Annotated in this window: 23 protein-coding genes, 1 tRNA gene and 2 pseudogenes; 13 read left to right on the top strand and 13 right to left on the bottom strand. The window is 61.7% G+C overall.

The features are described from left to right. The first annotated feature begins 277 nt into the window (after positions 1–277). Positions 278–1,324, top strand: coding sequence for a threonine aldolase family protein (locus tag FB009_RS14230; RefSeq protein WP_012066928.1), 1,047 nt, complete (start codon positions 278–280; stop codon positions 1,322–1,324). A 32-nt stretch (positions 1,325–1,356) separates the two neighbouring features. Here FB009_RS14230 and FB009_RS14225 read toward each other — a convergent pair whose 3' ends face one another. After that, positions 1,357–2,202, bottom strand: coding sequence for a LysR substrate-binding domain-containing protein (locus FB009_RS14225; RefSeq protein ID WP_012066929.1), 846 nt, complete (start codon positions 2,200–2,202; stop codon positions 1,357–1,359). Between the two features lie 91 nt (positions 2,203–2,293). Between FB009_RS14225 and FB009_RS14220 the strand changes: the two genes are divergently transcribed. Beyond that, positions 2,294–3,289 (top strand): bile acid:sodium symporter family protein, encoded by a 996-nt coding sequence (locus FB009_RS14220; RefSeq protein WP_018011543.1) that lies wholly within the window; start codon positions 2,294–2,296, stop codon positions 3,287–3,289. Positions 3,290–3,350: 61 nt separating this feature from the next. Here FB009_RS14220 and FB009_RS14215 read toward each other — a convergent pair whose 3' ends face one another. Further along, on the bottom strand, positions 3,351–3,812 hold the full coding sequence (locus tag FB009_RS14215) for an Hsp20 family protein (RefSeq protein WP_012066931.1): 462 nt from the start codon (positions 3,810–3,812) through the stop codon (positions 3,351–3,353). A gap of 404 nt (positions 3,813–4,216) precedes the next feature. Between FB009_RS14215 and FB009_RS14210 the strand changes: the two genes are divergently transcribed. Continuing rightward, positions 4,217–5,200, top strand: a complete 984-nt coding sequence (locus FB009_RS14210) for an alpha/beta fold hydrolase (protein WP_024310998.1) — start codon at positions 4,217–4,219, stop codon at positions 5,198–5,200. 26 nt (positions 5,201–5,226) lie between these two features. Here FB009_RS14210 and hisN read toward each other — a convergent pair whose 3' ends face one another. Both hisN and FB009_RS14200 read right to left on the bottom strand, forming a co-directional pair. After that, complete coding sequence (hisN, locus tag FB009_RS14205; protein ID WP_024310999.1) at positions 5,227–6,003, bottom strand: histidinol-phosphatase; 777 nt, start codon at positions 6,001–6,003, stop codon at positions 5,227–5,229. Between the two features lie 304 nt (positions 6,004–6,307). Continuing rightward, positions 6,308–7,189: an N-formylglutamate amidohydrolase gene (locus FB009_RS14200; RefSeq protein WP_012066934.1), complete on the bottom strand. Its 882-nt coding sequence runs from the start codon at positions 7,187–7,189 to the stop codon at positions 6,308–6,310. Between the two features lie 188 nt (positions 7,190–7,377). Between FB009_RS14200 and cpdR1 the strand changes: the two genes are divergently transcribed. Together cpdR1 and FB009_RS14190 are read left to right on the top strand one after the other, a co-directional pair. After that, a complete protein-coding gene (cpdR1, locus tag FB009_RS14195) occupies positions 7,378–7,740 on the top strand; it encodes a response regulator CpdR1 (RefSeq protein ID WP_003531148.1) in 363 nt (120 codons plus the stop codon). 242 nt (positions 7,741–7,982) lie between these two features. Continuing rightward, positions 7,983–8,057: transfer RNA gene (locus FB009_RS14190), tRNA-Val, on the top strand. Between the two features lie 100 nt (positions 8,058–8,157). On the opposite strand, the pseudogene FB009_RS14185 reads toward FB009_RS14190, so the two are convergent. Then, positions 8,158–8,486: pseudogene (locus FB009_RS14185) on the bottom strand (type II toxin-antitoxin system HicB family antitoxin). 584 nt (positions 8,487–9,070) lie between these two features. Here FB009_RS14185 and FB009_RS14180 point away from each other — a divergent pair. The 3 genes from FB009_RS14180 to ilvD all read left to right on the top strand — a co-directional run bounded on the left by FB009_RS14180 (position 9,071) and on the right by ilvD (position 11,752). Then, complete coding sequence (locus tag FB009_RS14180; RefSeq protein WP_225996780.1) at positions 9,071–9,337, top strand: SEL1-like repeat protein; 267 nt, start codon at positions 9,071–9,073, stop codon at positions 9,335–9,337. Positions 9,338–9,357: 20 nt separating this feature from the next. Beyond that, complete coding sequence (locus FB009_RS14175) at positions 9,358–9,543, top strand: hypothetical protein (RefSeq protein ID WP_234824677.1); 186 nt, start codon at positions 9,358–9,360, stop codon at positions 9,541–9,543. 370 nt (positions 9,544–9,913) lie between these two features. Then, positions 9,914–11,752: a dihydroxy-acid dehydratase gene (gene ilvD / locus FB009_RS14165; protein ID WP_012066938.1), complete on the top strand. Its 1,839-nt coding sequence runs from the start codon at positions 9,914–9,916 to the stop codon at positions 11,750–11,752. 67 nt (positions 11,753–11,819) lie between these two features. Here the strand turns inward: ilvD and FB009_RS14160 are convergent. Then, positions 11,820–12,225 (bottom strand): annotated as a pseudogene (locus FB009_RS14160) (GFA family protein). A 101-nt stretch (positions 12,226–12,326) separates the two neighbouring features. Here FB009_RS14160 and FB009_RS14155 point away from each other — a divergent pair. Beyond that, positions 12,327–12,794: a MarR family winged helix-turn-helix transcriptional regulator gene (locus FB009_RS14155; RefSeq protein WP_018011553.1), complete on the top strand. Its 468-nt coding sequence runs from the start codon at positions 12,327–12,329 to the stop codon at positions 12,792–12,794. A gap of 149 nt (positions 12,795–12,943) precedes the next feature. Here FB009_RS14155 and FB009_RS14150 read toward each other — a convergent pair whose 3' ends face one another. From FB009_RS14150 to FB009_RS14120, 6 genes are all read right to left on the bottom strand, one after another. Next, entirely contained in the window at positions 12,944–13,387 is a 444-nt protein-coding gene (locus tag FB009_RS14150) for a pseudoazurin (protein ID WP_012066941.1), read from the bottom strand. Between the two features lie 43 nt (positions 13,388–13,430). Beyond that, positions 13,431–13,772: a SorU family sulfite dehydrogenase c-type cytochrome subunit gene (gene sorU / locus FB009_RS14145; protein ID WP_012066942.1), complete on the bottom strand. Its 342-nt coding sequence runs from the start codon at positions 13,770–13,772 to the stop codon at positions 13,431–13,433. 78 nt (positions 13,773–13,850) lie between these two features. Beyond that, on the bottom strand, positions 13,851–15,050 hold the full coding sequence (sorT, locus tag FB009_RS14140; RefSeq protein ID WP_024311000.1) for a SorT family sulfite dehydrogenase catalytic subunit: 1,200 nt from the start codon (positions 15,048–15,050) through the stop codon (positions 13,851–13,853). Positions 15,051–15,239: 189 nt separating this feature from the next. Further along, positions 15,240–16,001: an anti-sigma factor family protein gene (locus tag FB009_RS14130; RefSeq protein ID WP_012066944.1), complete on the bottom strand. Its 762-nt coding sequence runs from the start codon at positions 15,999–16,001 to the stop codon at positions 15,240–15,242. After that, positions 15,998–16,522, bottom strand: coding sequence for an RNA polymerase sigma factor (locus FB009_RS14125; RefSeq protein WP_012066945.1), 525 nt, complete (start codon positions 16,520–16,522; stop codon positions 15,998–16,000). Before FB009_RS14125 ends, FB009_RS14130 begins: the two co-directional genes overlap by 4 nt. Positions 16,523–16,701: 179 nt before the next feature. Further along, positions 16,702–17,148 carry a MarR family winged helix-turn-helix transcriptional regulator gene (locus FB009_RS14120; RefSeq protein WP_012066946.1) on the bottom strand — a complete coding sequence of 149 codons (447 nt, stop codon included), beginning with the start codon at positions 17,146–17,148 and terminating at the stop codon, positions 16,702–16,704. Between the two features lie 145 nt (positions 17,149–17,293). Between FB009_RS14120 and FB009_RS14115 the strand changes: the two genes are divergently transcribed. Beyond that, positions 17,294–17,767, top strand: coding sequence for a DUF1579 domain-containing protein (locus tag FB009_RS14115; protein ID WP_012066947.1), 474 nt, complete (start codon positions 17,294–17,296; stop codon positions 17,765–17,767). 228 nt (positions 17,768–17,995) lie between these two features. Beyond that, positions 17,996–18,757 carry a VOC family protein gene (locus tag FB009_RS14110; protein WP_012066948.1) on the top strand — a complete coding sequence of 254 codons (762 nt, stop codon included), beginning with the start codon at positions 17,996–17,998 and terminating at the stop codon, positions 18,755–18,757. A gap of 47 nt (positions 18,758–18,804) precedes the next feature. Here FB009_RS14110 and FB009_RS14105 read toward each other — a convergent pair whose 3' ends face one another. Continuing rightward, positions 18,805–19,716 carry a LysR family transcriptional regulator gene (locus FB009_RS14105; protein WP_012066949.1) on the bottom strand — a complete coding sequence of 304 codons (912 nt, stop codon included), beginning with the start codon at positions 19,714–19,716 and terminating at the stop codon, positions 18,805–18,807. Between the two features lie 104 nt (positions 19,717–19,820). On the opposite strand from FB009_RS14105, the gene FB009_RS14100 reads away from it, so the two are divergent. Together FB009_RS14100 and FB009_RS14095 are read left to right on the top strand one after the other, a co-directional pair. Further along, positions 19,821–20,855: an aldo/keto reductase gene (locus FB009_RS14100; RefSeq protein WP_012066950.1), complete on the top strand. Its 1,035-nt coding sequence runs from the start codon at positions 19,821–19,823 to the stop codon at positions 20,853–20,855. Between the two features lie 220 nt (positions 20,856–21,075). Next, on the top strand, positions 21,076–23,484 hold the full coding sequence (locus FB009_RS14095; RefSeq protein WP_012066951.1) for a circularly permuted type 2 ATP-grasp protein: 2,409 nt from the start codon (positions 21,076–21,078) through the stop codon (positions 23,482–23,484). The last annotated feature ends 1 nt before the right edge of the window (position 23,485 follow it).

Below are 23,485 nucleotides of genomic sequence, written 5' to 3'. Positions count from 1 at the left end.
CATGCGCTCTATGCCAGAAAGCGCCCACCTTCGCAAGGGCCTTCGCCGCAAATAGTGACAGAGATTTTGCTGAACATTGCCGGAAATTGCGCAGTTTTGAAATTTAATTACCAGGATCCGACGCTTTCTTTATTTTGGTTTCAAACTGGTCTCCGTTGGCACTGCAAGGTGGCAAACGACAGGGCGCAGCCGCTTGCTTGCCGTCGGGACTCGGCTATGGTCGCGCCGACGCACTTGTCGCGCCCGCGTGGCTGGATACAAACAGGATAACTTCACGATGATCTTCTCCTCCGACAACTGGGCCGGCGCCCATCCGGCGATTGCCGAGAGTCTGGTGACGCATGCGGCAGGCTATGCGTCCGCCTATGGCACGAGCGAACTCGACCGGACGGTCGAGAAGAAATTTTCGGAGATTTTCGAAAAGGACGTTGCGGTATTTTTCGTCGGCACCGGAACTGCCGCGAACGCTCTTGCGCTTTCGAGCGCCAATCGGGCGGGCGGCATCGCTTTTTGCCACCGCGAGGCGCATGTAAACGTCGATGAGTGCGGCGCGCCGTCATTCTTCTCGCATGGTGCAAGACTCTGCCCGGTCGGGGGCGAGCGCGGCAGAATGGATCCGGCGAAACTCGAGGCCGGGATCCGCCGGTTCCCGAAGGAGAACGTCCATGGCGGGCAGCCGATGGCGGTGACTCTCACGCAGGCAACCGAGAGCGGCACCGTCTATCCGCTCGACCAGATCGAGTCGATCGGCTCCGTCGCCACAGCCCACGAACTGCCGCTGCACATGGATGGCGCTCGCTTCGCCAACGCCCTGGTCAGCCTCGGAACGACACCCGCCGAGATGACCTGGAAACGCGGCGTCGACCTCCTCTCCTTCGGAGGCACCAAAAACGGTTGCTGGTGCGCCGAAGCGCTGGTCCTCTTCGATCGGTCCAGGGCGCAGCAGATGCATTTCCTGCGCAAGCGATCGGCCCAGCTTTTCTCCAAATCGCGCTTCGTGGCCGCCCAGTTCGACGCATATCTCACCGGAGATCTCTGGCTCGATCTCGCCCGTCAAGCCAACGCAATGGCGCGGCGCCTCGCCGACGGCATCACTGCCTCGGCGGAGAGCCGGCTTGCCTGGACGCCGGATGCCAACGAGGTCTTCGTCGTGCTGAAACGAGAGGCGGCGAGCCGGCTGCGGGAGCAGGGCGCCCTTTTTTACGATTGGGACGTGCCGCACGATCTCGAGGGCAGCCTGGCGGACAATGAAGGGCTCTATCGCCTCGTCACCAGCTTTGCGACGCGCGCCGAGGATGTCGACCGCTTCGTCGCCGCCTGCTGATCAGAGGTTATCCATATAAAGCAGGAAAGGCTCTAGAGCGCACGAACCTTCGAAAGGATCTCGCTGGAGAGTGCGGCGATCAGTTTGCGGTCGGCGCCCTTGCTCGGCACAAGCACGAATTCGACGTCTTCAAGCGGCGGAAGGTTTCCGGCCGGCAATTCCTTGAGACCCTGCGGCACCATGCTGCGCGGCTGGACGAGAATGCCCATGCCGGCGCGCGCCGCGGCCGTCAACCCGCTCAGGCTTCCGCAGGTGCAGACGATTCTCCATGGGATACGATGACGGTCGAGCGTTTCGATCGCGACGCTGCGCGTGATGCTCGGCGGCGGGAAGGCGATGAGCGGCAACGTCCGATCACGGAGGATCCGCTCCGGATCGCGCGCGAGCCACACCAGCGGCTCGCGGTAGACAAGCTGTCCCCGCGCATCGCCGAGACGCCGCTTGGCCAGCACGAGGTCGATCTCGCCATTGTCCTGCATCTGGTACAGCACCCCGCTGAGCGCGACCGTCAGTTCCAGATCGACCGACGGATGGGTGCGTACGAAATCCTCCAGAACACCCGGGAGCCTGCTGGTGACGAAATCCTCGGAAACGCCCAGTCGCAAGCGGCCGCGCAGGCTGCTTTCGGCAAAAAGAGCCTCCACCTCGCTGTCGATTGCGAGCATCTTACGGGCATAGCCGAGAAGCGCCTCTCCGTCGGCCGTCAACGAAACGCGATGCGTATCGCGCGTGACAAGCTTGCGGCCGAGTGCCGCTTCGAGCCGCTGGATATGCTGGCTGACGGTGGATTGGCCGAGGCCAAGTTTTTCCGCAGCCAGCGTGAAGCTTCCCATTTGTTCGAGCGCCACGAAGCTGCGCAATTGCACGAGATCCAGCACCGCTTATCCTAATTCGCAATAGCTGTTATTTCTTGCATCCTGCTTCACAATGCGCTTTCTCGGCAAGCATCCTTTTGCTCGAAGATCCGACATGCGCCGCTATCTCCCAGATACTTTCACCATCCTGCTGCTGCTCACGGTCGCTCTCGCCGCGGTCCTGCCTATCGACGGCGCAGCGGCGGACTGGTTCGCCGTCGCAACCAAGATCGGTGTCGGCCTGATCTTCTTTCTTCATGGCGCAAGGCTTTCACGCGACGTCGTGATCGCCGGTTTCCTACATTGGCGCCTGCACCTGGCGATCCTGTTGTCGACCTTCGCGCTCTTCCCCCTGCTCGGGCTCCTGATCGGTTTCGTCCCGGCGTGGGTTCTGCCGCCGTCGCTTTATACCGGCATCCTCTTCCTTTGTGTTCTGCCCTCGACCGTACAATCGTCCATTGCCTTCACATCGATGGCCGGCGGCAATGTCCCGGCAGCGGTCTGCGCGGCATCGGCGTCCAACATTTTCGGCGTGTTCCTGACGCCGCTTCTCGTCGGCGTCATCTTCTCGGCCGGCGGACACGGGGGCGTATCGCTCGACGCGATCGAACAGATCCTTCTGCAATTGCTCGCACCCTTCGCCGCAGGCCAGTTCCTGCAGCCCTGGATCGGCGGCTGGATCCGCGCCCGCAAGAAACTGCTTGCGCCGGTCGACCGCGGCTCGATCCTGATGGTCGTCTATCTGGCTTTCAGTCAGGCTGTCACGGCCGGCCTGTGGCACGTCTTCACAATGACCGACCTGGCGGTCCTCATCGCCATCGAGCTCGTCCTGCTCGCGCTCGTCCTGGTGGCCACCATATTCGGCAGCCGGCTGCTCGGTTTCGACCGGGCCGACGAAATCGCCATCACCTTCTGCGGATCGAAGAAAAGCCTTGCGAGCGGCATTCCGATGGCGAGCGCGATCTTCGCGGGACAGGACATCGGCATGATCGTCCTGCCTGTCATGCTGTTCCACCAGATCCAGCTTATGGCCTGTGCCGTGCTCGCGCAGCGTTATGCCGCCAAGACGACAGAGCTTGAGGGAGCCGCTGTTCCGGCAACGCTCACCTGAGCAATCGAAAACGGCGCCCTTTCGAGCGCCGTCTTTTTCTTTCCGATGTCGATGCGGCGACTTAGGCGGTCTGCGCCTCGATCTGCTTCGGCTGCGAGGCTGCCGCGCTGATCTCGATGCGGCGAGGCTTGGCCGTTTCGGGGATCTCACGCAGAAGATCGATATGGAGCAGGCCGTTCTTCAGAGAAGCGGACTTGATCTCGACGTGGTCGGCAAGCTGGAAGCGGCGCTCGAAGGCGCGCTTGGCTATACCGCGATGGAGAAACTGGGTTTCCTCACCCTTTTCCTCGCTCTTTTCGCCCTTGATCGTCAGTGTGTTTTCGCGCGCTTCGACAGAGAGCTCGCTTTCGTCGAATCCGGCGACAGCCATGGTGATGCGATAGGCATTTTCGCCGGTACGCTCGATATTATAGGGCGGATAGGTCTGCGACTGATCCGGCTGACCAAGGCTATCGAGCATGGTGAAAAGGCGGTCGAAGCCGACCGTGGAGCGGTAGAGGGGAGAAAAATCAAAGTGACGCATGGTGTCGTCCTCCATAAGAGCAACGGTTGCGATATCTGGCCTGCCACCCCGTTCCGGCTGTGGCTCGACCGGTGAACGGACCCTTGTTCGGCGTCCGCGCTGAAGACATGGGAACGCCGCCGCAACAGTTCAAGAGGGAGCACATGCAGCCTTCCTGAACAATAGATGAACGATGGGTTCGGGCGCCGTTCAGCAGCCCTCGGATAGAAGGAAGATACTGGGGTCTCCCCAGGGCTGAAGTGACATGTCCCTTCTCCCTTCAGCGGCCGGAAACGGTGATCGTCCGGATTTCATCCACCGTTTCCGGCTTTTTTCTTTGACGGGCGGCGGGCCGCCGCCTATCCCTACTGTATGTTGCTACTGGCCCAGGCCCTATGAACGCGCGCCTCCATGACCACGCTCCCATGACCACGCTCCTCCAGTCGATGCCGCAAAATCCGCTTCCAGGCGATCCCGTGGTAGGCTTCTTCGACGGGGCCGATGAGCGCAAGATCCGCTACGCGGTGTTCAAGTCGCGAGCGCCCGTCATTCGCGGCACGATCGTGCTGCTGCAGGGCCGCAATGAGTCGATCGAGAAATACTTCGAAACGATCGGCGAGCTCATGGCGGCCGGCTTCTGGGTTGCGACCTTCGACTGGCGCGGACAGGGCGGCTCCGAACGGCTTTCGCCGCACCGGACCCGCGGGCATGTGGAACATTTCGCCGATTACGAGCGCGATCTGACGAGATTTCTCGATGAAATCGTCCTGCCCGACACCCGCCTGCCCTTCTCGATCGTCGCCCATTCCATGGGCGCGCTCGTCGCCCTGTCGCTCGCCCCCATGCTTGCAAGCCGCATAGACCGAATGGTTCTGCTCGCCCCCTTCGTCGGCCTGGGCGGTCAGGCGATCAGCGAACGGGGTATCGCGGCCATCGCGACCATCATGCGGTTGCTCGGTCTTGGAAGGCTGCCGCTGAGTGCCGACAGGGACAAACGCGCGCAGTTCAAGGGCAATGTACTGACCTCGGATGACCGCCGCTACCGCCGCAACCTGGCACTCATCGATGCGCGTCCTCAATTGCGGGTCGGCCCACCTACAGCCCGCTGGCTGAGCGAAGCCTTCGCAACTATGCGGCGTGTACTCCGACACGAACATCTGACGAGAATCACCATACCGACCGTCATACTCGCACCGACCGCCGACAGGCTGGTGCCCTATGTCCCGGTCGAATATCTCGCAAGCAATTTCCGCGCGGGGCATTTGATCCCGATCGACGGTGCGCGGCACGAACTCCTGCAGGAGGCCGACCGCTATCGCGCCCAGGCGATGGCCGCAATCTTCGCTTTCCTGCCCGGTGCGGACGCCGAGGACCCCGGCTCCCTGCCTCGGCAGCTGGAAGAGGCTTAGTGCCTTTCGTGCCGACTGGAAAAGCCCTAATCCCCCTTGAGCACCTCCAGCGCCCGCGCATGCACTTCACGGCTGCCGGCGGCGATGATTTCGCCGCCCATCTCGGCGGGTCCGCCCTGCCAATTGGTGATGATGCCGCCCGCCTGCTCAATCAGAGGGATGAGCCCGCCGACGTCGTAGGGCTTCAGGCCGCACTCTATGACGAGATCGACATGGCCGGCGGCAAGCAAGGCGAAGGCGTAACAATCGCAGCCGTAGCGGAAGAGCCGCACCTTCGCCTGCAATGTCTCGAAGCGCTCTTTGAGCGCTCCCTGATAAAGATGCGGAGAAGTCGTGAACAGGACAGCATCCGAAAGCGCGTGACAGGGCCGCGTGGCGAGCACCCTTTCTCCGTCCGGGCCGCGATAAAGCGCCTTCTCGCCGTCGGCGAAATAGCGCTCGCCGGTGAATGGCTGGTCCATCAGCCCCATGATGGCCTTGCCGTTGCGGTAGAGGCCGATCAGCGTGCCCCAAACGGGCAGGCCCGAGATGAAAGCGCGGGTCCCGTCAATCGGGTCGATGACCCAGACAAGCTCCCGATCGAGGCCGATATTGCCGTGCTCCTCGCCGAGGATGCCATGGTCCGGAAAGCTGCTCTCGATCAGCGCGCGAATCGATGCCTCAGCCGATCTGTCGGCTTCCGTAACCGGGTCGAAGCCGCCTTCGAGCTTGTTCAGGACACTCGTGCCGACGCGAAAGCGCGGCATGGTTTCGGCCTTGGCGGCATCGGCGAGGCGATCGAAAAAGGAGCGGTCTGGCAGCATGTCGTTCTCTGAGAGAGAGGAGTTCCGACCTGAATAGCCGAAATTCAGCGAAAGGCAACGACCGGGCTCACGCCCACAGTTCCCGATCAATCGGAAACGACAGGCAGATCGGCCGATACCAAAGTCTGCATCTTCGAATCTTGACAATTGTGCACTGCAGCAATATCCTCCGCATGCAGTCACTCGTGGCTGCAAATACCCTCCTTGGGTGTTTCCTCCCTAGACTTGACCGCGCCATTGGCGCGGTTCTTTTTGAGCACGGGTGGCGATAGGGCTGCGGATCGTGCACAGCCGCTGCGCGCGGCTACTCCGCGGCCAGTGGCAGATAGGCGCTGAAGTCCTCGACGTGCCGCGCGAGCGCCGCGATGAAGGTCGCGAGGTCGGCCTCGAGAGCCGCAAATCCCGGCTTTTTGATCAGCGTTGCCTCGTCGACGTAGAGACTGCGGTTGATTTCGATCTGCAGCGCATGCAGCCCGCGCGTCGGGCGGCCGTAATGTTCTGTGATGAAGCCGCCGGCATAGGGCTTGTTCCGCGCGACCGCATAGCCGAGCTGTTCAAGCAGCTCCACCGCAACTCTCGACAGTTCCGCCGCCGCGCTCGTTCCATAGCGGTCGCCGATGATGAAGTCCGGCCGGTGCCCGCTGCCCGGAAGATGCACGTTGCCCGGCATCGAATGGCAATCGATGAGTATCGACATCCCGAACTGGACATGGGTACGGGCGATCAGCTTTCGGAGCATCGCATGATAGGGCTTGTAGATCGTCTCGATCCGCTCTAGCGCCTCCTCGACCGGAAAACGGCCACGATATATTTCCATATTCTCGGCGACGAGGCGCGGAACGGTGCCGAGGCCGCCGGCGACGCGCATGGAACTGATGTTGGCGTGGGGTGGCAGGGCGCCTTCGAACATGCGCGGGTCGAGTTCGTAGGGTTCGCGGTTTACGTCGAGGAAGGCCCGTGGGAAATGAGCCCGGAGCAAGGGCGCGCCGAGAAAGGTGGCACTGCGGAAGAGGTCGTCGACAAAATGGTCTTCGGAACGGCGGATGGAATGCGGATCGAGCCGCGATTGGTCGAGAAAGGACTGGGGATAATGCCGGCCGCTATGCGGGGAGTTGAAAACGAGAGGTATCCGCTGGCTTGCGGGTTCCAGAACCTCGAAAAACGCCCACTCAACCGCTTCCCCCATCGGAACCCTTTTTACCATGTCCGGTTCTTGCTATCAGATCATGTTGCCAGTTGGTCGCCTCTGTGTCCATAGTGGCCGCCCGCTGGTCAAAGGGCATGTTTGCTCCCGTTCACCAGATATTTACCATGTTGCGGTTTGCTGAGCTGCCGCAATTCACCAGTATCCAGAAGAAGTAGCCACGGCTGAATATGACTGCGAAAATCCTCCTTGCCGAAGACGACAACGACATGCGCCGTTTCCTTGTGAAGGCGCTGGAAAAGGCTGGCTACAAGGTCCTTTCCTACGACAACGGCGCCAGCGCCTATGACCGGCTTCGCGAAGAACCGTTTTCGCTGCTCCTGACCGATATCGTGATGCCGGAAATGGACGGCATCGAACTCGCGCGTCGCGCGACCGAACTCGATCCCGACCTGAAAGTGATGTTCATCACGGGCTTTGCCGCTGTTGCGCTGAACCCGGATTCCAAGGCGCCGAAAGACGCCAAGGTCCTTTCGAAGCCTTTCCACCTGCGCGACCTCGTCAACGAGGTCAACAAGATGCTGGCGGCCTGAGCAGCCGGAAATATGCGCACGGGCGCTCCGCTTGAGAGCCTCTCCCGCAGCACCGCATCGAAGCCGCTCCAATCAGAGCGGCTTCTTTTGTTTCAAGAGGTTGCGCCGCGGGCGAAGCTTGCAGGAGACTGAGGAATGCACGAAAATTCCCGCCACTCCGGCCTTACGAATTTCCGTCGAAAAACCTGTGAAAAGCCTATTGACGCCAGCGCCGGTTTTGTGGTCTATGCGCCGCATCGGATGGGCGTGTAGCTCAGCGGGAGAGCACTACGTTGACATCGTAGGGGTCACAGGTTCAATCCCTGTCACGCCCACCATCCATTTCCTTGAAGATTACGTTCAGGGCTCCTTCGGAGCCCATTGCGGCATCGGCATAGATGGCCCACATCATGGATGGCCTGGCGTCAGCTTGCCAGCCTAGACCCGCGTAATTGCTGGCTGCCTATCAAGCGCCTCCTCAGCCCACTGGGTGAGGCTCTTACCGGAAAGCGCGGCGGCGATGGCGGCCTTTCGGTGGAAGGCGGGGTCGACACGGAACATCATCTCGCCGGAATAGGGCTTCTGAGGTTCTTTCCCGAGCGTGGCGCAGGTTTCGATGTAATCGTCCACAGCCTCGTGAAAGGCTTCCTTCAGCCCGGTGACCGTATCGGCATTCAAGCCGACAACATCGTTGATACCAGCGAACCGGCCGACGAAGCGTCTTCGCTGTCGAACTCGATGCGAGCGCTGTAGCCCTTGTAATTCATAACGTTGGTCCTGGCGTCACTCCTATCAGAGCAAGAAACTCGCGAGCTCCTTGACTTGGTAGCACCTGGCGTCCTGAACCCCAATCAGGGGATGCACGGATGCAAGCGCATCAGGATGAGCTGATATTCACTAATCGCTTTGGAAGACAGGCGAAAATTCACATCTGGAGCCGAAACCAAAGGTTGCATTTCCTTGGATCCTTCGGGTAGCCTTCCCGCTAAGGATGGGTCACCGGGTGCGCGTGTTTTTGGGGTGCGGGCACTGCTTTTGCTTACGAGAGGCATGTGACCCCAAAACGGGCATGGCATGAGTTCTTTCCCTTTACCGTTATTGGTCTATTTCGCAATTGCACTTGTATTTGCGTTCATAAGCGCGAGATCGGCGGCTGAGCAGGGGCGCAGCCGCTGGCTCTGGGGAATATTCGGTTTCCTGATCGGGCCCCTTATCATGCTGTTGCCGCGCATTGGGGCGCGAGGCGATTCCGAAACAGGCCAGCCAACGCGGCCAGCCGCCCCTGACCCTTCGGAGGCGGGCCAATCTCAAACGCAATCTTCTGAACCACTCCCGCGACCCAGTGAACGGCTTGTCCAAACTGGGCAAGGAAGGAAATCTCGAAGCTGCGGCAGCTTTGGGAGAATTCTATTTCCGCCAGGAACATCCGCTTACTTACAAGCTCTCGTTCGAATGGAACGAATGGGCAGCACGCAGAGGCGACGCCGGTTCTCAAGGCCGGCTGGCGACGATCTATCACGAAGGCCTTGGCGTCGAGCGCAATCCACAGCGCGCATTCGCATTCTGGCTGCTAGCCGCAAAGCAAGGCCACTCCGGCGCGCGGGCAATGTCGGGGTAAGCTACGAAATGGGAATTTCGGTGCCCCAGGATCGCATAGAAGCTGGCTACTGGAGGTATCTGAGCTGTGCCGCGGGAAATGCGGCAGGCAATGCGGTTTATAATTCACGCTGGCTGAAACTGTCCGATGACGAAAAGGACGCCTTGCAGGAGCTCATAGCGGCAAGGTATTTCGAAATCGGCGCAGATGGCGATCAGGATGACTAGGCTTTAGAGATTTCCGCAGACCGATGAAGCGCGCGCCATATCAGCATTGTCACGCAGTTTTCATTATCGGCTGGTAAAAGACACCCACCTCGCCATTGACCACGGATGTACTGGCACTGGCTGAAGGTGATGAGAAGGTCGGGTTCAGCCCGGCCTTTTTTGTTTGCGCAAGCTTCGGCGGCGGCCTTACGAGTGGCGCTCGCAGCCCGGATCATCACAACCTGCCGACTGCCGGCGGAGGGCGGCGCAAGCCGAAATAATCTGGCGCGGAAGATGACGTGCGCGCAATTTTGCGCTACTACCCCCTGCAATGGCGCTCTGTGATCGCCATATTCCGCCTCGTCACATTCGTCCGTGAAGGAACACGTTCATGCCTGCCTATCGCTCCCGCACCACCACCCACGGCCGCAACATGGCCGGCGCCCGCGGCCTCTGGCGCGCGACGGGCATGAAGGACAGCGACTTCGGCAAACCCATTATTGCGGTGGTGAACTCCTTTACGCAGTTCGTACCGGGCCACGTCCATCTCAAGGACCTTGGCCAGCTCGTCGCGCGGGAAATCGAGGCGGCGGGCGGCGTCGCCAAGGAATTCAACACGATTGCCGTCGACGACGGCATCGCCATGGGCCATGACGGCATGCTCTATTCGCTGCCCTCGCGCGAGATCATCGCCGACAGCGTCGAATATATGGTCAACGCCCATTGCGCCGACGCCATGGTCTGCATCTCCAATTGCGACAAGATCACCCCCGGCATGCTGATGGCGGCACTGCGCCTCAATATTCCGGCCGTCTTCGTTTCCGGCGGCCCCATGGAGGCCGGCAAGGTGGTTCTGCACGGAAAGACGCATGCGCTCGACCTCGTCGACGCGATGGTCGCGGCCGCCGACGACAAGGTGTCCGACGAGGACGTCCAGATCATCGAGCGCTCCGCCTGCCCGACCTGCGGCTCCTGCTCCGGTATGTTCACAGCCAACTCGATGAACTGTCTGACCGAAGCTCTCGGCCTGTCGCTGCCCGGCAATGGCTCGACGCTTGCGACCCATGCCGACCGCAAGCGTCTGTTCGTCGAAGCCGGTCACCTCATCGTCGACATTGCCCGCCGCTATTACGAGCAGGAGGACGAGCGCGTTCTGCCGCGCTCGATCGCCAGCAAACAGGCCTTCGAAAATGCCATGGCGCTCGACATCGCCATGGGCGGCTCGACCAACACGGTGCTCCACATCCTTGCCGCGGCTTACGAAGGCGAGATCGACTTCACCATGGACGACATCGACCGGCTGTCGCGCAAGGTGCCGTGCTTGTCAAAAGTCGCGCCGGCAAAAGCCGACGTGCATATGGAAGACGTGCACCGGGCCGGCGGCATCATGTCGATCCTCGGCGAACTGGACAAAGGCGGCCTGATCAACCGCGACTGCCCGACGGTACATGCCGAAACACTCGGCGACGCCATCGACCGCTGGGACATCACCCGCACGTCGAGCGAAACGGTCCGAAACTTCTTCCGCGCCGCTCCTGGCGGCATTCCGACGCAGACCGCCTTCAGCCAGGCGGCCCGCTGGGACGAACTCGATACCGATCGCCAGAACGGCGTCATCCGTTCGGTGGAACATCCCTTCTCCAAGGATGGCGGCCTTGCGGTGCTCAAGGGCAACATCGCGCTTGACGGCTGCATCGTGAAAACCGCGGGCGTCGACGAGAGTATCCTGAAATTCTCCGGTCCGGCACGAGTCTTCGAAAGCCAGGACTCGGCCGTGAAGGGGATCCTCGCCAATGAGGTCAAGGCCGGCGACGTCGTCGTCATCCGCTATGAAGGACCGAAGGGCGGGCCGGGCATGCAGGAAATGCTCTATCCGACGAGCTACCTGAAGTCGAAGGGTCTCGGCAAGGCCTGCGCATTGATCACCGACGGCCGCTTCTCCGGCGGTACGTCCGGTCTTTCGATCGGCCATGTCTCGCCCGAGGCGGCGAATGGCGGAACGATCGGGCTCGTGCGCGAAGGTGACATGATCGACATCGACATTCCGAACCGCACCATCGTTCTCCGGGTCGACGAGGCCGAACTTGCCGCTCGCCGCAAGGAGCAGGATGCCAAGGGCTGGAAGCCGGTCGAGCAGCGCAAGCGCCGGGTGACGACCGCGCTGAAGGCCTATGCGGCTTTCGCGACCTCCGCCGACCGCGGCGCCGTGAGAGATCTGGGCGACCGCTAAGCAGCATCGCAGCTGTCGCAGAAGGCTCCCACACCGAGGGAGCCTTCTCGATTCTAAGCCGGCGAGATCACATGTGCCGCGTCTCGGCCGGTGCGTTCCACCAATTGTTTGTGCAGCCCGTCCATATATTGGATAGGCAAGGCCGCAAGCTCCTCCGGTGCAATACCGTCGAGGCATGCGACATTGATGGAAACGAAGGCGCCGCCGATCTCTTCGACATAGCCGTGCCCGTAGGGCGTTACGCCGCACGCCATACAAAACCGGTGATGTCCGCTCATCGTTCCGAACTGATAGTCGCCGATCCCTGCCTCCTCACACAGGAGCCGAAAGTCCTCGGGCTTTACGCTCGCGCCCCAATAGCGCAGTTTGGAGCAGTACGAACAATTGCACCGGCTGGTCCCCGCTTCCAGGTCGATATCGACCTCGTAACCGATGCGACCGCAATGACAGCTTCCCTTGTATGTCTTTTTCATCCTGGATCCTTCCCCGGTTTTATTGGAGCGCGACCTTGCCAGCCGTCGCGCAATATGACAACCTATTGTCAATGTAATTGAAATGACAACATGTTGTCAATATGGATTCAAGCTCTCGTACTTCTTCGGGCGATGCGTTCGCCGCGTTCGCGATCTCCGTCCTTCGGCTCGCAGGACACTTGACCTCCGAAGGAGATAGGCTCGCGCAGCCGTCCGGCCAGACCAGCGCTCGCTGGCAGGTCCTGGCCGCGGCCCGGCACGGGAACATGTCGGTTGCCGAAGCCGCCCGTGCGCTTGGGCTCGCGCGACAGGGCGTGCAGCGCATCGCCGACGTTCTCAAAACAGAAGATCTGATCGATTATCGGGAAAACCCCTTGCATCGTCGCGCGAAGCTGATCGTGCTCACACCAGGGGGCGAGAAGGTGCTCGCCGAAATTACCGCACGCCAAGCCATCTGGGCGAATGCGCTTGGCAGCGAAATAGGAGAGGAAAGGCTGCGTCAGGCGACCGTGCTCGCCACCGAAATCATCGCTCTCTTCCGCGAACGAGGAAAAGCGGCCCCGCCGTAGGAGCCGACCGGCAAGCCCATACATGCGGAGGCGGTCCTCGGGCGGAAAGGGTCTCCGGCGCCGCAAACTGGACGGCGCCAGACACCTGCGACAAGCACAGCTATGTGTACGAAACAGCAAGCAGACAGCGCCGCCTTAGGGCGGCGCAATCAGCCGCCGCTTTCGATCTCGGCAAAGATTTTTTCCGCGGCAGCCTTCGACTTTCCGGGATATTTGATGGCCTTGACGGCTTTGAGGTTGGCTGGGTCCCCGACGACGATAGCGCCGATCATGCCCATGCCCAGATGCGGCGTGCATTGATACATGTACACCCCGGGCTCGCTCAGCGTCACGCTGACCTCTTCGTTGATCTTTCCCTTCCAGGTCTGCGCGCCTTCGGGTACGCCTCCCTTCATCACCGCAGAATTGTGGCCCCTGTCGGTTGCCACGAAGGTGATTGTGTCTCCGGGTTTGGCGCGGACGACGGCGGGTTCGAATACCATTATCCGGCCGTCAGCAGCTTTGTTCAGCATCTGCACGCGATATTCCTCGGCATGTGCCTGGCCTGCAAACGCCATGCCCAACATCGCCAAAAGCATCATTCTCGTCTTCAATCCACTCTCCTCCTTGGCGAGCCAAAAGCTCGCATGACGCCGGTCACTCGGCTTTTCCCGCGACCGTCGAGACATAAAGCGCAACGGCCTCGATTTCTTCTTCCGTAAGGGCCTCGTTGGCCGGCATCGGGCCGATGCCGTTGATGACAGCCGTACTGACCCTTTCCGCGTCCGGGGCGAGTTCATCGAGATTGGGCCCTACCTCTCCGACGGCCTCGGCATCCGCCAGCGTGTGACAGAGCGCACATTGCGGTTCCGAGCGCTCGAGGAATATCTCCTTGCCGAGCGCAAGCTTGCCATCGTCGGCGGATGCCGTGATCGGCGACAGGTTGATGGTGGCGCAGGCGAGCAATGCCGCAATCCCACGCGCTGATACATAGGTCATGTTCTGTTCCGAAACTGCTGAAAGAAGATCGTGAAACAGGGTTCCGCTACACAGCGCAGCGGAACCCTTGCGGCACAGTCAGGCAACGGTGAGTGTAACCGCAGGCGCGCGCCAGCCGTTGTGGCCGTAGCCGGCTCCATTCATTTCGCTCTCCTCGGGCTGGACATTGCCCTCGGTATCGGTCGCACGGCTGACGAGCGTGTAGGTCCCCGGCGCCAGATCGGCTGCCAGGAGGAAAACGCGCCAGGCGAACCGGCCGAGATCGGGCCCGACGAATTCGGCTTCCTGCCACGTCTGCCCGCCATCAAGAGAGACCTCCACGCTCTTGCAGGCATTCATGCCGCCGAAGGCGACGCCTGCAATCTGAACCGGTCCGGCTTTCGCGGTCTCATCCGCAGTGGTGATCCACGATTTCACCGGCTGTTCCCACACCGAGGGGTGGTCGGGAGAACCTTTTTCGCCGAGCGCATGAAAGCGATAGCTGCTTTTCTGGATCTTCGCGTCGGACTCGGCCTCGGTCAGAGCGACAGTCTTGACGTATTTGATGTTATTGACCCCCGAATAGCCGGGGACGACCATGCGCAGCGGCCCGCCATGAGCGAGGGAAAGCGGCCTTCCGTTCATTTCCCATGCCAGGATCACATTGTCGAGATTTGCGATCGGGACGGACCGTTCGACCACCAGAAGCTTTGGGTCGAGCCCAGCCGGAAGCTCCTCACCGCCCGTTCCCGTGATAAACCGGGCGCCATCTGCAGGGCCGCCCAGGGCGTCGACAACGGCCCGCAGAGGCACCCCGCTCCAGATGACACAGCCCGCAGCGCCGACGGTCCAGGGCGTCCCGCTCATTTTCTGGTTGCCCGTGAGCTGATCCTTGAAATATTTGCGGCCATTGCCTGAACATTGCAGAACAGTCGCTGCCGTCACCAGCCCCAGGCTCTTCAACTCGGCGACAGTAAGCGTGCGGGGCTCCTTCACGCCAGATATCTCCACTTTCCATCCGTCGCGATCAGCAAGGATCGATTCCGGCGGCGTGTTGACGTTGTTGCGGATGTAAAGCTTCTCTTCGGGCGTGATGACGCTGGTGCCGAATTCGCTCCGCTTGGTCTCCATGGTCTTGTCGCTATGGACGATCAAAGCATTTGCGTCTTTCCACGCAACGTAGTCCGGCAGAACCTTCGTCTCCTTGGCCTCCGCAAGCACACCGCTGCTGGCAGCAACCACGGCTCCGGCGCTTCCGGTCAGAAAACTCCGCCGTTTGATGGTCAGCATGTCTATCAAGTCGCATCTCCCTTTCCCGGATGGCGGCATGCCGATCCGATCGTCCTCGAAATGAACGGAAGAGACGAATGACAGCCCGAAAAATTCCCTCGACCCGACATTTTCCCGAAGATATGCCAAATCCTGACCGGCTCCCCGGAAGGACGCCGGTCAATGTCTGCAATCAAGCGCGCCAAAAACCGCCAGGCGTCAGCCGACGCACGGCTTATGCATCGCCTCGAGGCTCGCGATGACTTCCCTCTTTCCCCGGCCATCCCTTTCACTCGCCAGTTTCAGAGCCCCCGAAAGAAAGGCGAAGCGGGCTTCGTCCATCCCTCGCGCGACGAGCAGAAAGCTGGTGGTATCGTTTGACCAGGAGGCGTGAAGCAGGCCGTCTTCTCTTGCCATGTCGAACCCGTGCCCGGCTCCGGGGCGAGCGATCCGGAAGAGGCTCAGCCGGCAGCCGGAGCGGCCGACATAGCCTGTATGCGTCGCGGCCTCACCGCCAATCGACGCGTCGCGCACAAAGGCAGGGGTCAATCCGGCGGCTGTCATCTCCGGTACAAACACCTCGCCGGGTGCGGAAACCGGAAGCATGGGTGGCGTAAGAGAACCTTCGATCCATGCCGCGTGCTCCAGTGCGGCGTCGCGAACCGCCGCCTCCGCCGGCAGCCCCGCCGGCATCCTTGCCAGGCCGAACCACGTCGCTGCGGAGACGATGAGGAGAACGCATGCACCCGCCGCAAGCGACAGCATCCATCTGCTCACCGGTCGCGGGCGCGGCACCGTCACTACGACAATTTCCGGAGCCATTCCCGCAACCGCCGCCTTGACCTCGGACAGCCTGGCTGCGCGGCGCGCGACGCCCTCGTCGGAAGCAATCAGGCGCGCGACCCGCGACGCCTCCTCCGGCTCGAGCTCACCATCGATATAGGCACTCAGGATTTCGGGTTCGATGTCGTTTTCTTTCATTTGCGGCTTTCTCGTTGCCGGGCAAGGTCGACGACATTGGTCTCGCCGAGGTGAGCGGCCAGAGCCCGCCTAGCACGGCTGACCCGGCTCATGACCGTACCCTTGGGCACGGCGATCATCGTCGCCACCTCCTCGTAGCTGAAACCGGATATGTCGACCAGCGCGAGAATCTCCCGATGTTCGGTGCTGAGCCGGGTAAATGCCTGACGCACGGAAAATGCATCGACCAGCACGGCTTCCGGCGCGACCGGCGCGGGCACGAGATCCGTGACGAACTCCTGCTCCAGGTCGGACCGGCGGCGGCGCGAGCGCGACTGATCGATCCAAATGTTCCGCAGGATGGAGAACAGCCATGCGCGAAATGCAGGCTCCGCTTCGGGTACACTTCGCGCATCGAGCGCACGGGCGATGCACTCCTGGAAGATATCCTGCGCTCCGTCGCGATCACGTGACAACGCCACGGCATAGGCGAATAGCCGCGCATAATGAGGCTCCAGTCTCCGTTCAACGCGCAGGCGCATGGTACCCGATCAGGGGTGCATGGGATCCCGCTTCGATATCTCCGGTTCGTTCCATCGATCCTCCGCGTGTAAAGACGAGCGAACCGCCCCGCTTATTCCGCTCAGCCTGTCCGCGCCTAAGATTTTTTCGGCACAGCCACACAAACGGCTGCGCTGCCCGGAAATCTCAGTCGAGCGATTCAGATAAGCGACAGCAGATCTGCACGCAGGCGGCCCGCGCCGCCCTCACCCAGGCCCTCATCGAGCACTTCGTGCGTTGCCTTCCAGATCGGCAAGGCGTGGGCGAGAAGCTGTCCGCCCTCTTCCGTCAGCCTCACACGCTTCAGGCGCCTGTCGCCGGCATCGGCGAAGGCTTCGACGAGACCACGCCGTTCGAGGGGCTTCAGTGCCGCCGTCAAGGTGGTGCGGTCCATGGCGAGCACTGTGGCGACCGCCTTCATGCTCGGCGGGTCCGGCCGGTTGAGCGACATCATCAGCGAGAATTGGCCGTTGGTAATCTCAAGCGGACGCAACGCCTCGTCGAACCGGCGGGCAAGCGTACGGGCGGCGCGCTGGACGTGGAGGCACAGGCATGTGTCCCTGACGAAGAGAGTGCTGGAAAAAGGGACTGGCGGCGACTTTGACATAAAACAGTAATGTTGATATCAACATAAATAGTCAAGCGCCGGCATGAGGCCGCGCCCGGAACCGCAGATGGACAACCGGTATGGGAGGCGTTTCGACGCCGGTCCCGGCTACCATGGCGGCCGTGTATTCATGGGAGGGAAACCGATGCAAGTGGAGCCGCAGGAAGAACACCGATGGCTGGAGCAGCTGCTCGGCGAATGGACGGTCACCTCAAAGGATTCAACGGGAAGCGGCGAGGACAGCGAACCCTGGATCGAAAGCGTCCGCTCGATGCATGGCGTCTGGATCGTGTGCGAGGGGCGCGGCATCATGCCGGGCGGCAGCCCGGGACAGACACTGATGACACTGGGATACAATCCCGAGACGAAGCGCTATCTCGGAACATGGATCGGCTCCATGATGACCCATATGTGGATCTATAATGGCGTGATCGAGGACGACGGGAAGACACTTGCTCTCAATTGTGAGGGCCCGGACTTTGAAAACCCCGGAAGGTCAGCCCGGTATCAGGATAGAATAACGCTGGTCGATGCGAACCGCAGGACCCTTACGGCCCGCGTCCAGACCGAAAACGGCGACTGGAAGGAAATGATGAGCGCGGAATACCACCGCCGTTAAATCACGATAATTTCAGGCGGGTCGGCCTGAACATGAACGTGACCGATTTCCGATATCGAGCGGGATGCGGGCGAGAACCGCGCACATTTCCTCGTCCCCTTAGACTTTTCAAGACGGGTCGCCTTATCATCGAAGACGGAGAGGCCGAGATCGGCCTGCTATTACGTTGGCGTCCCGCAGCCGTTCCGTCGCGGATGAAGATACATCGAGACAACCGGAGGACCGACAATGCATGGGAAATTCGTCTGGTACGAGCTGATGACGACGGACATGAAGGCCGCGGAAGCCTTCTACACCGACATCGTCGGCTGGAGCGCCCGCGACGCGGGAATGGCCGGCATGGACTACACGCTTTTTTCCGCCGGCGACCACCAGATCGCGGGCCTGATGACGATGCCGGACGGCGCGCTTGAAATGAAGGTGCCGCCTGCATGGCTCGGCTATATCGCCGTCGAGGACATCGACGAGGTCGCCGCGCGGGTCGGTACGGAGGGCGGAAAAGTTCATCGCGCGCCGGAAGACATCCCGAATATCGGCCGCTTCGCGATCGTGACCGACCCGCACGGTGCTGCCTTTTCGCTTTTCCAGGCCAACGGCGAACCGCCGCCGCATCTGGAGCAAATGGCTCCAGGAAATGTCGGCTGGCACGAATTGATGGCCGGCGATCTCGAGACCGCTTTCAGCTTCTATTCGAATCTGTTCGGCTGGACCAAGGATCAGGCAATGGATATGGGCGACATGGGCGTCTACCAGATCTTCGCCCATCAGGGTCAGCCGATCGGCGGAATGATGACCAAGCCGAAGGAGGTTCCCAGTCCTTTCTGGCTCTACTATTTCAACGTCGATGCGATCGACGCGGCGATCGACCGGGCACAATCAGGCGGCGCAAAACTATTGCTGGAGCCGATGGAGGTGCCCGGAGGAGCGTGGATCGCGCAGTTCACAGACCCTCAAGGGGCGGTCTTCGCGCTGGTAGCGCCGAAGCGCTGAGGCTTGGCTCCTCTCAAACGCGGGAAAGGCGGCGAAGATCTTCGCCGCTACCCCGGCGTGACGCGGGCATGCCGGGCGAGGAAATCCAGGACGGCACGGACGCGGGCGGGAAGCGCCCCGCCCTGGCCGAGATAGACCGCGTGGACCTCCTCGAGATCACCCGGATTGAGGTCTTCCAGAACGGGCACGAGACGCCCGGCGCGAACGTCCTCCCGCACCGTGAATTCCGCAAGCCGTGCCAGTCCGGCTCCGGCAAGCGCCAGCTGGCGCAGTCCCTCGCCGTCGCTCACCTGAACCGCGCCCGAGGCCGGCAGCACGATCGTTTCCCCTTCCGCCCTTATTGGCCATCCGTCGACGGCGCGGGCGTAGCAGAAGCCGAGTCGCTCATGTCCTGCGAGATCCTCTAGCGACGACGGCATCCCGTAACGTTCTACGTAGGACGGTGCCCCCACGATCATCATACGCGTCGCCCCGAGCTTGCGCGCAATCAGCGTCGAGCTCTTCAGCGGCCCTGCGCGGATGGCAACGTCGGTTCGTGCTTCCATCAAGTCGACGACGGCATCGGTCATGACGATGTCGAGGCTGACGGCCGGAAAGCTGGCCCGGAATTCCGGCACAAGGCGCATCAGAACGTGAGTGCCGAACGAGGCATTGACGTTCAGCCGGACCCGGCCGGTCGGGCTCTCCCCGGCCGATGCCGAGCGCTCCGCCTCGTCGATATCGGCGAGGATGCGCACCGTGCGCTCATGGAACGCATGTCCTTCGGGCGTGAGCTGCAGCCTGCGTGTCGAGCGGTTGACCAGCCTTACACCGAGGCGTTCTTCGAGACGCAGCACAAGCTTGCTGACTGCGGAGGGCGTCATCCGGTAATGGCGGGCAGCCGCCGAAAAGCCGCCGAGCTCCACCGCTTTCGCAAAGACTTCCATTTCACCCGAGCGATTGACCGATGGCCGCGACATATGAATTCAGCTCACAGATAATATTCCTTTTAGCAGCCTATATCCAAAGTGCCAGAGGCTCCATCTTCGTGTAACCAGTTCATTGTCAAGAATGGAGTTGCGAAATGGAATATAGACGGCTTGGTTCCTCCGGACTGAAAGTACCGGCCCTCAGCTTTGGTGCGGGCACATTCGGAGGCAAGGGGCCACTCTTTAGCGCCTGGGGCAGTACGGACACGGAAGAAGCCCGGCGCCTCATCGACATCTGTCTCGAGGCGGGCGTCAATCTTTTCGACACGGCGGATGTCTATTCCGACGGCGCTTCGGAGGATGTCCTCGGAGCGGCGATCCGGGGACGGCGCGACGACGTGATCCTGTCGACGAAACTGACGCTCCCCACGGGAGATGGGCCTAACGACGCCGGCTCGTCGCGCTCGCGCTTGATCCGCGGTGTGGATCACGCGCTGAAGCGGCTCGGAACCGACTATATCGACCTGCTTCAGCTCCACGCCTTTGATGCGGGGACGCCCGTCGAAGAAGTGCTGTCTACCCTCGACACGCTCGTGCGCTCCGGCAAACTGCGCTATGTCGGTGTTTCCAACTTTTCCGGTTGGCAGCTGATGAAATCGCTCGCTGTCGCCGATCGGCATGGCTATCCTCGCTACGTCGCCAACCAGGTCTACTATTCGCTGGCCGGCCGCGACTATGAATGGGAACTGATGCCGCTCGGTCTCGATCAGGGCGTCGGCGCACTCGTCTGGAGCCCGCTCGGTTGGGGGCGGCTCACCGGTAAGATCCGCCGTGGCGAGCCCTGGCCGCAGGGCAGCCGCCTGCACGAAACCGCCGCCTTCGGGCCGCCCGTCGATGAGGAAAAGCTATACGATATCGTTGACGTTCTCGATGCTATCGCGCAGGAAACCGGCAAAACGGTCCCGCAAATCGCCATCAACTGGCTCCTCCGGCGTCCATCCGTTTCGAGCGTCATCATCGGCGCGCGCAATGAAGAGCAGCTTCGGCAGAACCTCGGAGCGGTCGGCTGGTCGCTCTCGGCCGATGAGGTAGCCCGCCTCGACGCCGCGAGTGCGACGACTGCTCCCTACCCCTACTTCCCCTATTTCAGGCAGGAAGGCTTTGCCCGGATCAATCCTCCGGCCGTCTGACCGGCGGGAGATCGCCTTGGAACGCGGCCGGAACCGTCCAACGGTTTCGGCCGGCGCGGCCGCCAAGGAGCCACGCGGCATGGCGGGCACACCAGGTGAATTTTTTCCCATCACGTACTGAAACTTCGTCAGCGATACATTCAATTTTTATGGTAAACGCTCGAATCGAGCGATCTACAATGTTGCGCTCCTCGGTTGCAGGTGTCCGGCAGGAGTTTGAATGGCGAAGAAGCAGACGGCAGTGCCGGAAGAGGCGAGCCGGTATGGCGGCGGCCCCGCATTGGGCTATCGCGCCTTGCCCGGCATCGCCGACGAAATGCTCGGCGCAGACGGCAATGTCCGGCCGGTGTGGCAGCGGCTGCTCGCAACGCTTGGGTCCATGAACGAGGCAAACCTTGCCGACCGCTTCTCCCGGGCAGACCGGTATCTGCGTGACGCGGGTGTCTTCTATCGTGCCTACGGCAAGGAGAATTCCGAGCGAAGCTGGCCGCTCTCGCACATTCCCGTACTGATAGACGAGACGGAATGGGCGACCGTTTCCACCGGGCTCGTCCAGCGGGCAGAACTGCTCGAGCGGGTGCTTGCCGACGTTTATGGCGAGAACCGGTTGGTCAAGGGAGGTCTGCTGCCCCCCGCGCTCGTCGCCTCCAATCCTGAGTTTCTGCGGCCGATCGTCGGCATCAAACCGGCCAATGGACATTTCCTGCATTTCTGCTCCTTCGAAATCGGGCGTGGTCCCGACGGCAATTGGTGGGTGCTTTCCGACCGGACCGAAGCACCATCCGGCGCCGGCTTCGCACTCGAGAACCGGGTGGCGACGACTCGCGCCTTCTCGGACCTTTATGCCGAAAGCCATGTCCATCGGCTGGCGGGATTCTTCGGTGCCTTCCGCGACACGCTGCAGGAGCATAAGCAGCATGCGGACGACCGCATCGCCGTGCTCTCGCCGGGCATCGCCAACGAAACTTATTTCGAGCATGCCTATATCGCTCGCTATCTCGGCTTCATGCTGCTCGAAGGCGAGGATCTGACCGTCGTCGGCGGGCGCGTCATGGTGCGGACGGTGGCCGGCCTTAAACCCGTGGGCGTGCTCTGGCGCCGCCTCGACGCATCCTTCGCCGATCCCCTGGAGCTCAACCAGTCGTCGCATATCGGAACGCCTGGTATCGTCGAGGCAATCAGAAGCGGCTCGGTTTCGGTCGTGAACGCACTCGGCTCCGGTATTCTGGAAGCACGCGCTTTTATGGCTTTCATGCCATCTATCTGCCGTCATCTGCTCGGTGAGGAACAGAAGCTGCCTTCGATCGCCACCTGGTGGTGCGGACAGGAAGCCGAACGCCGGCATGTCGCGAACAATATCGAGCGTATGGTGATCGGCCCCGCCTATTCGACGCGCCCCTTTTTCGACGACGACGGACAATCGATACTCGGCGCCTCGCTGCGCGAGAGCGCCAAAACCTCAATCGGGGAATGGCTCACCTCGGACGGCGGAAAGCTGGTGGGCCAGGAGGTCGTCACGCTCTCGACGACGCCGGCCTGGGCTCATGGCCGGCTCACGCCCCGGCCGATGAGCCTTCGGGTCTTCGCCGCGCGTACGCGCGATGGTTGGCAGATCATGCCGGGTGGGTTCGCTCGGATCGGCACCGGCGACGATGTGGCAGCGATCGCAATGCAGGCCGGCGGCACCGCCGCCGACGTCTGGATCGTAAGCGACAAGCCCGTCGACCGCACGACCTTGCTTCCTGCGGAAGAGAGCTTCACCCGAAACCTGCCCGGCAGCCTGCCCAGCCGCGCTGCGGACAATCTCTTCTGGCTCGGCCGTTATATCGAACGGGCCGAGGGAACCCTGAGGATTCTGCGCGCCTGGCACGGACGTTTCGCCGAATCCGCAGATCCGAACATGCCGCTTCTGAAGGATGTGAGCGACTATCTCGCCGCGCACGGCATCGACACCCGGCAGCCGGTGCCGGGCAATCTGCTTTCCAGCATCGACAGCGCTCTTTCCAGTGCCGGCAACATCCGCGACCGCTTCTCGCCTGACGGCTGGCTCGCGCTTAACGACCTGTCGAAAACGGCGCGGAAATTCCACGCGAGCGTACAGGCGGGCGACGACGCCACCCACGCGATGACAATCCTCCTGCGAAAGCTCGCCGGGTTTGCGGGTCTGGTGCACGAGAACATGTATCGCTTCACCGGCTGGCGATTCCTGTCGATCGGGCGTTATCTCGAACGCGGCCTCCAGATGACGGGGCTGCTCGGACACATGTCCGGACCGGAGGCTCCCGATGGGGCCTATGACATGCTGCTGGAGATCGGCGACAGCGTCATGACGCATCGCAGACGCTACAACGTCAACACGGCGGCACCGACGGTGACCGACCTCCTGGCGCTCGACGCCCTCAATCCGCGCTCGATCCTTTATCAGCTCAACGAAATCAAGAAAGAGGTCGAGCTTCTGCCGAACGCCTTCGTCAACGGGCAGATGTCGCGCTTCTGCCGTGAAACGATGCGGCTTCATTCCGGACTTGCGATCATGACTCCGGAGGCGATGGACATGGCCGTCTACAGCCGGCTCGAGCAGGATCTCCAGGGGCTCTCGGACCTGCTTGCGCAGACCTATCTCGGCTGAT

Origin of the sequence: Sinorhizobium medicae, from assembly GCF_007827695.1 — a bacterium.
GTDB classification, from domain to species: Bacteria; Pseudomonadota; Alphaproteobacteria; order Rhizobiales; family Rhizobiaceae; genus Sinorhizobium; species Sinorhizobium medicae.
This window is presented reverse-complemented; position numbering and strand designations above follow the sequence as displayed.

What these genes read in the sequence shown, in the direction of transcription:
- FB009_RS14230 (WP_012066928.1), top strand. Translation starts at nt 278, where the DNA reads ATGATCTTCTCCTCCGACAACTGGGCCGGCGCCCATCCGGCGATTGCC.
- FB009_RS14220 (WP_018011543.1), top strand. Translation starts at nt 2,294, where the DNA reads ATGCGCCGCTATCTCCCAGATACTTTCACCATCCTGCTGCTGCTCACG.
- FB009_RS14215 (WP_012066931.1), bottom strand. Translation starts at nt 3,812, where the DNA reads ATGCGTCACTTTGATTTTTCTCCCCTCTACCGCTCCACGGTCGGCTTC.
- FB009_RS14210 (WP_024310998.1), top strand. Translation starts at nt 4,217, where the DNA reads ATGACCACGCTCCTCCAGTCGATGCCGCAAAATCCGCTTCCAGGCGAT.
- hisN (WP_024310999.1), bottom strand. Translation starts at nt 6,003, where the DNA reads ATGCTGCCAGACCGCTCCTTTTTCGATCGCCTCGCCGATGCCGCCAAG.
- FB009_RS14200 (WP_012066934.1), bottom strand. Translation starts at nt 7,189, where the DNA reads ATGGGGGAAGCGGTTGAGTGGGCGTTTTTCGAGGTTCTGGAACCCGCA.
- cpdR1 (WP_003531148.1), top strand. Translation starts at nt 7,378, where the DNA reads ATGACTGCGAAAATCCTCCTTGCCGAAGACGACAACGACATGCGCCGT.
- ilvD (WP_012066938.1), top strand. Translation starts at nt 9,914, where the DNA reads ATGCCTGCCTATCGCTCCCGCACCACCACCCACGGCCGCAACATGGCC.
- FB009_RS14155 (WP_018011553.1), top strand. Translation starts at nt 12,327, where the DNA reads ATGGATTCAAGCTCTCGTACTTCTTCGGGCGATGCGTTCGCCGCGTTC.
- sorU (WP_012066942.1), bottom strand. Translation starts at nt 13,772, where the DNA reads ATGACCTATGTATCAGCGCGTGGGATTGCGGCATTGCTCGCCTGCGCC.
- FB009_RS14130 (WP_012066944.1), bottom strand. Translation starts at nt 16,001, where the DNA reads ATGAAAGAAAACGACATCGAACCCGAAATCCTGAGTGCCTATATCGAT.
- FB009_RS14125 (WP_012066945.1), bottom strand. Translation starts at nt 16,522, where the DNA reads ATGCGCCTGCGCGTTGAACGGAGACTGGAGCCTCATTATGCGCGGCTA.
- FB009_RS14120 (WP_012066946.1), bottom strand. Translation starts at nt 17,148, where the DNA reads ATGTCAAAGTCGCCGCCAGTCCCTTTTTCCAGCACTCTCTTCGTCAGG.
- FB009_RS14115 (WP_012066947.1), top strand. Translation starts at nt 17,294, where the DNA reads ATGCAAGTGGAGCCGCAGGAAGAACACCGATGGCTGGAGCAGCTGCTC.
- FB009_RS14110 (WP_012066948.1), top strand. Translation starts at nt 17,996, where the DNA reads ATGCATGGGAAATTCGTCTGGTACGAGCTGATGACGACGGACATGAAG.
- FB009_RS14105 (WP_012066949.1), bottom strand. Translation starts at nt 19,716, where the DNA reads ATGTCGCGGCCATCGGTCAATCGCTCGGGTGAAATGGAAGTCTTTGCG.
- FB009_RS14100 (WP_012066950.1), top strand. Translation starts at nt 19,821, where the DNA reads ATGGAATATAGACGGCTTGGTTCCTCCGGACTGAAAGTACCGGCCCTC.
- FB009_RS14095 (WP_012066951.1), top strand. Translation starts at nt 21,076, where the DNA reads ATGGCGAAGAAGCAGACGGCAGTGCCGGAAGAGGCGAGCCGGTATGGC.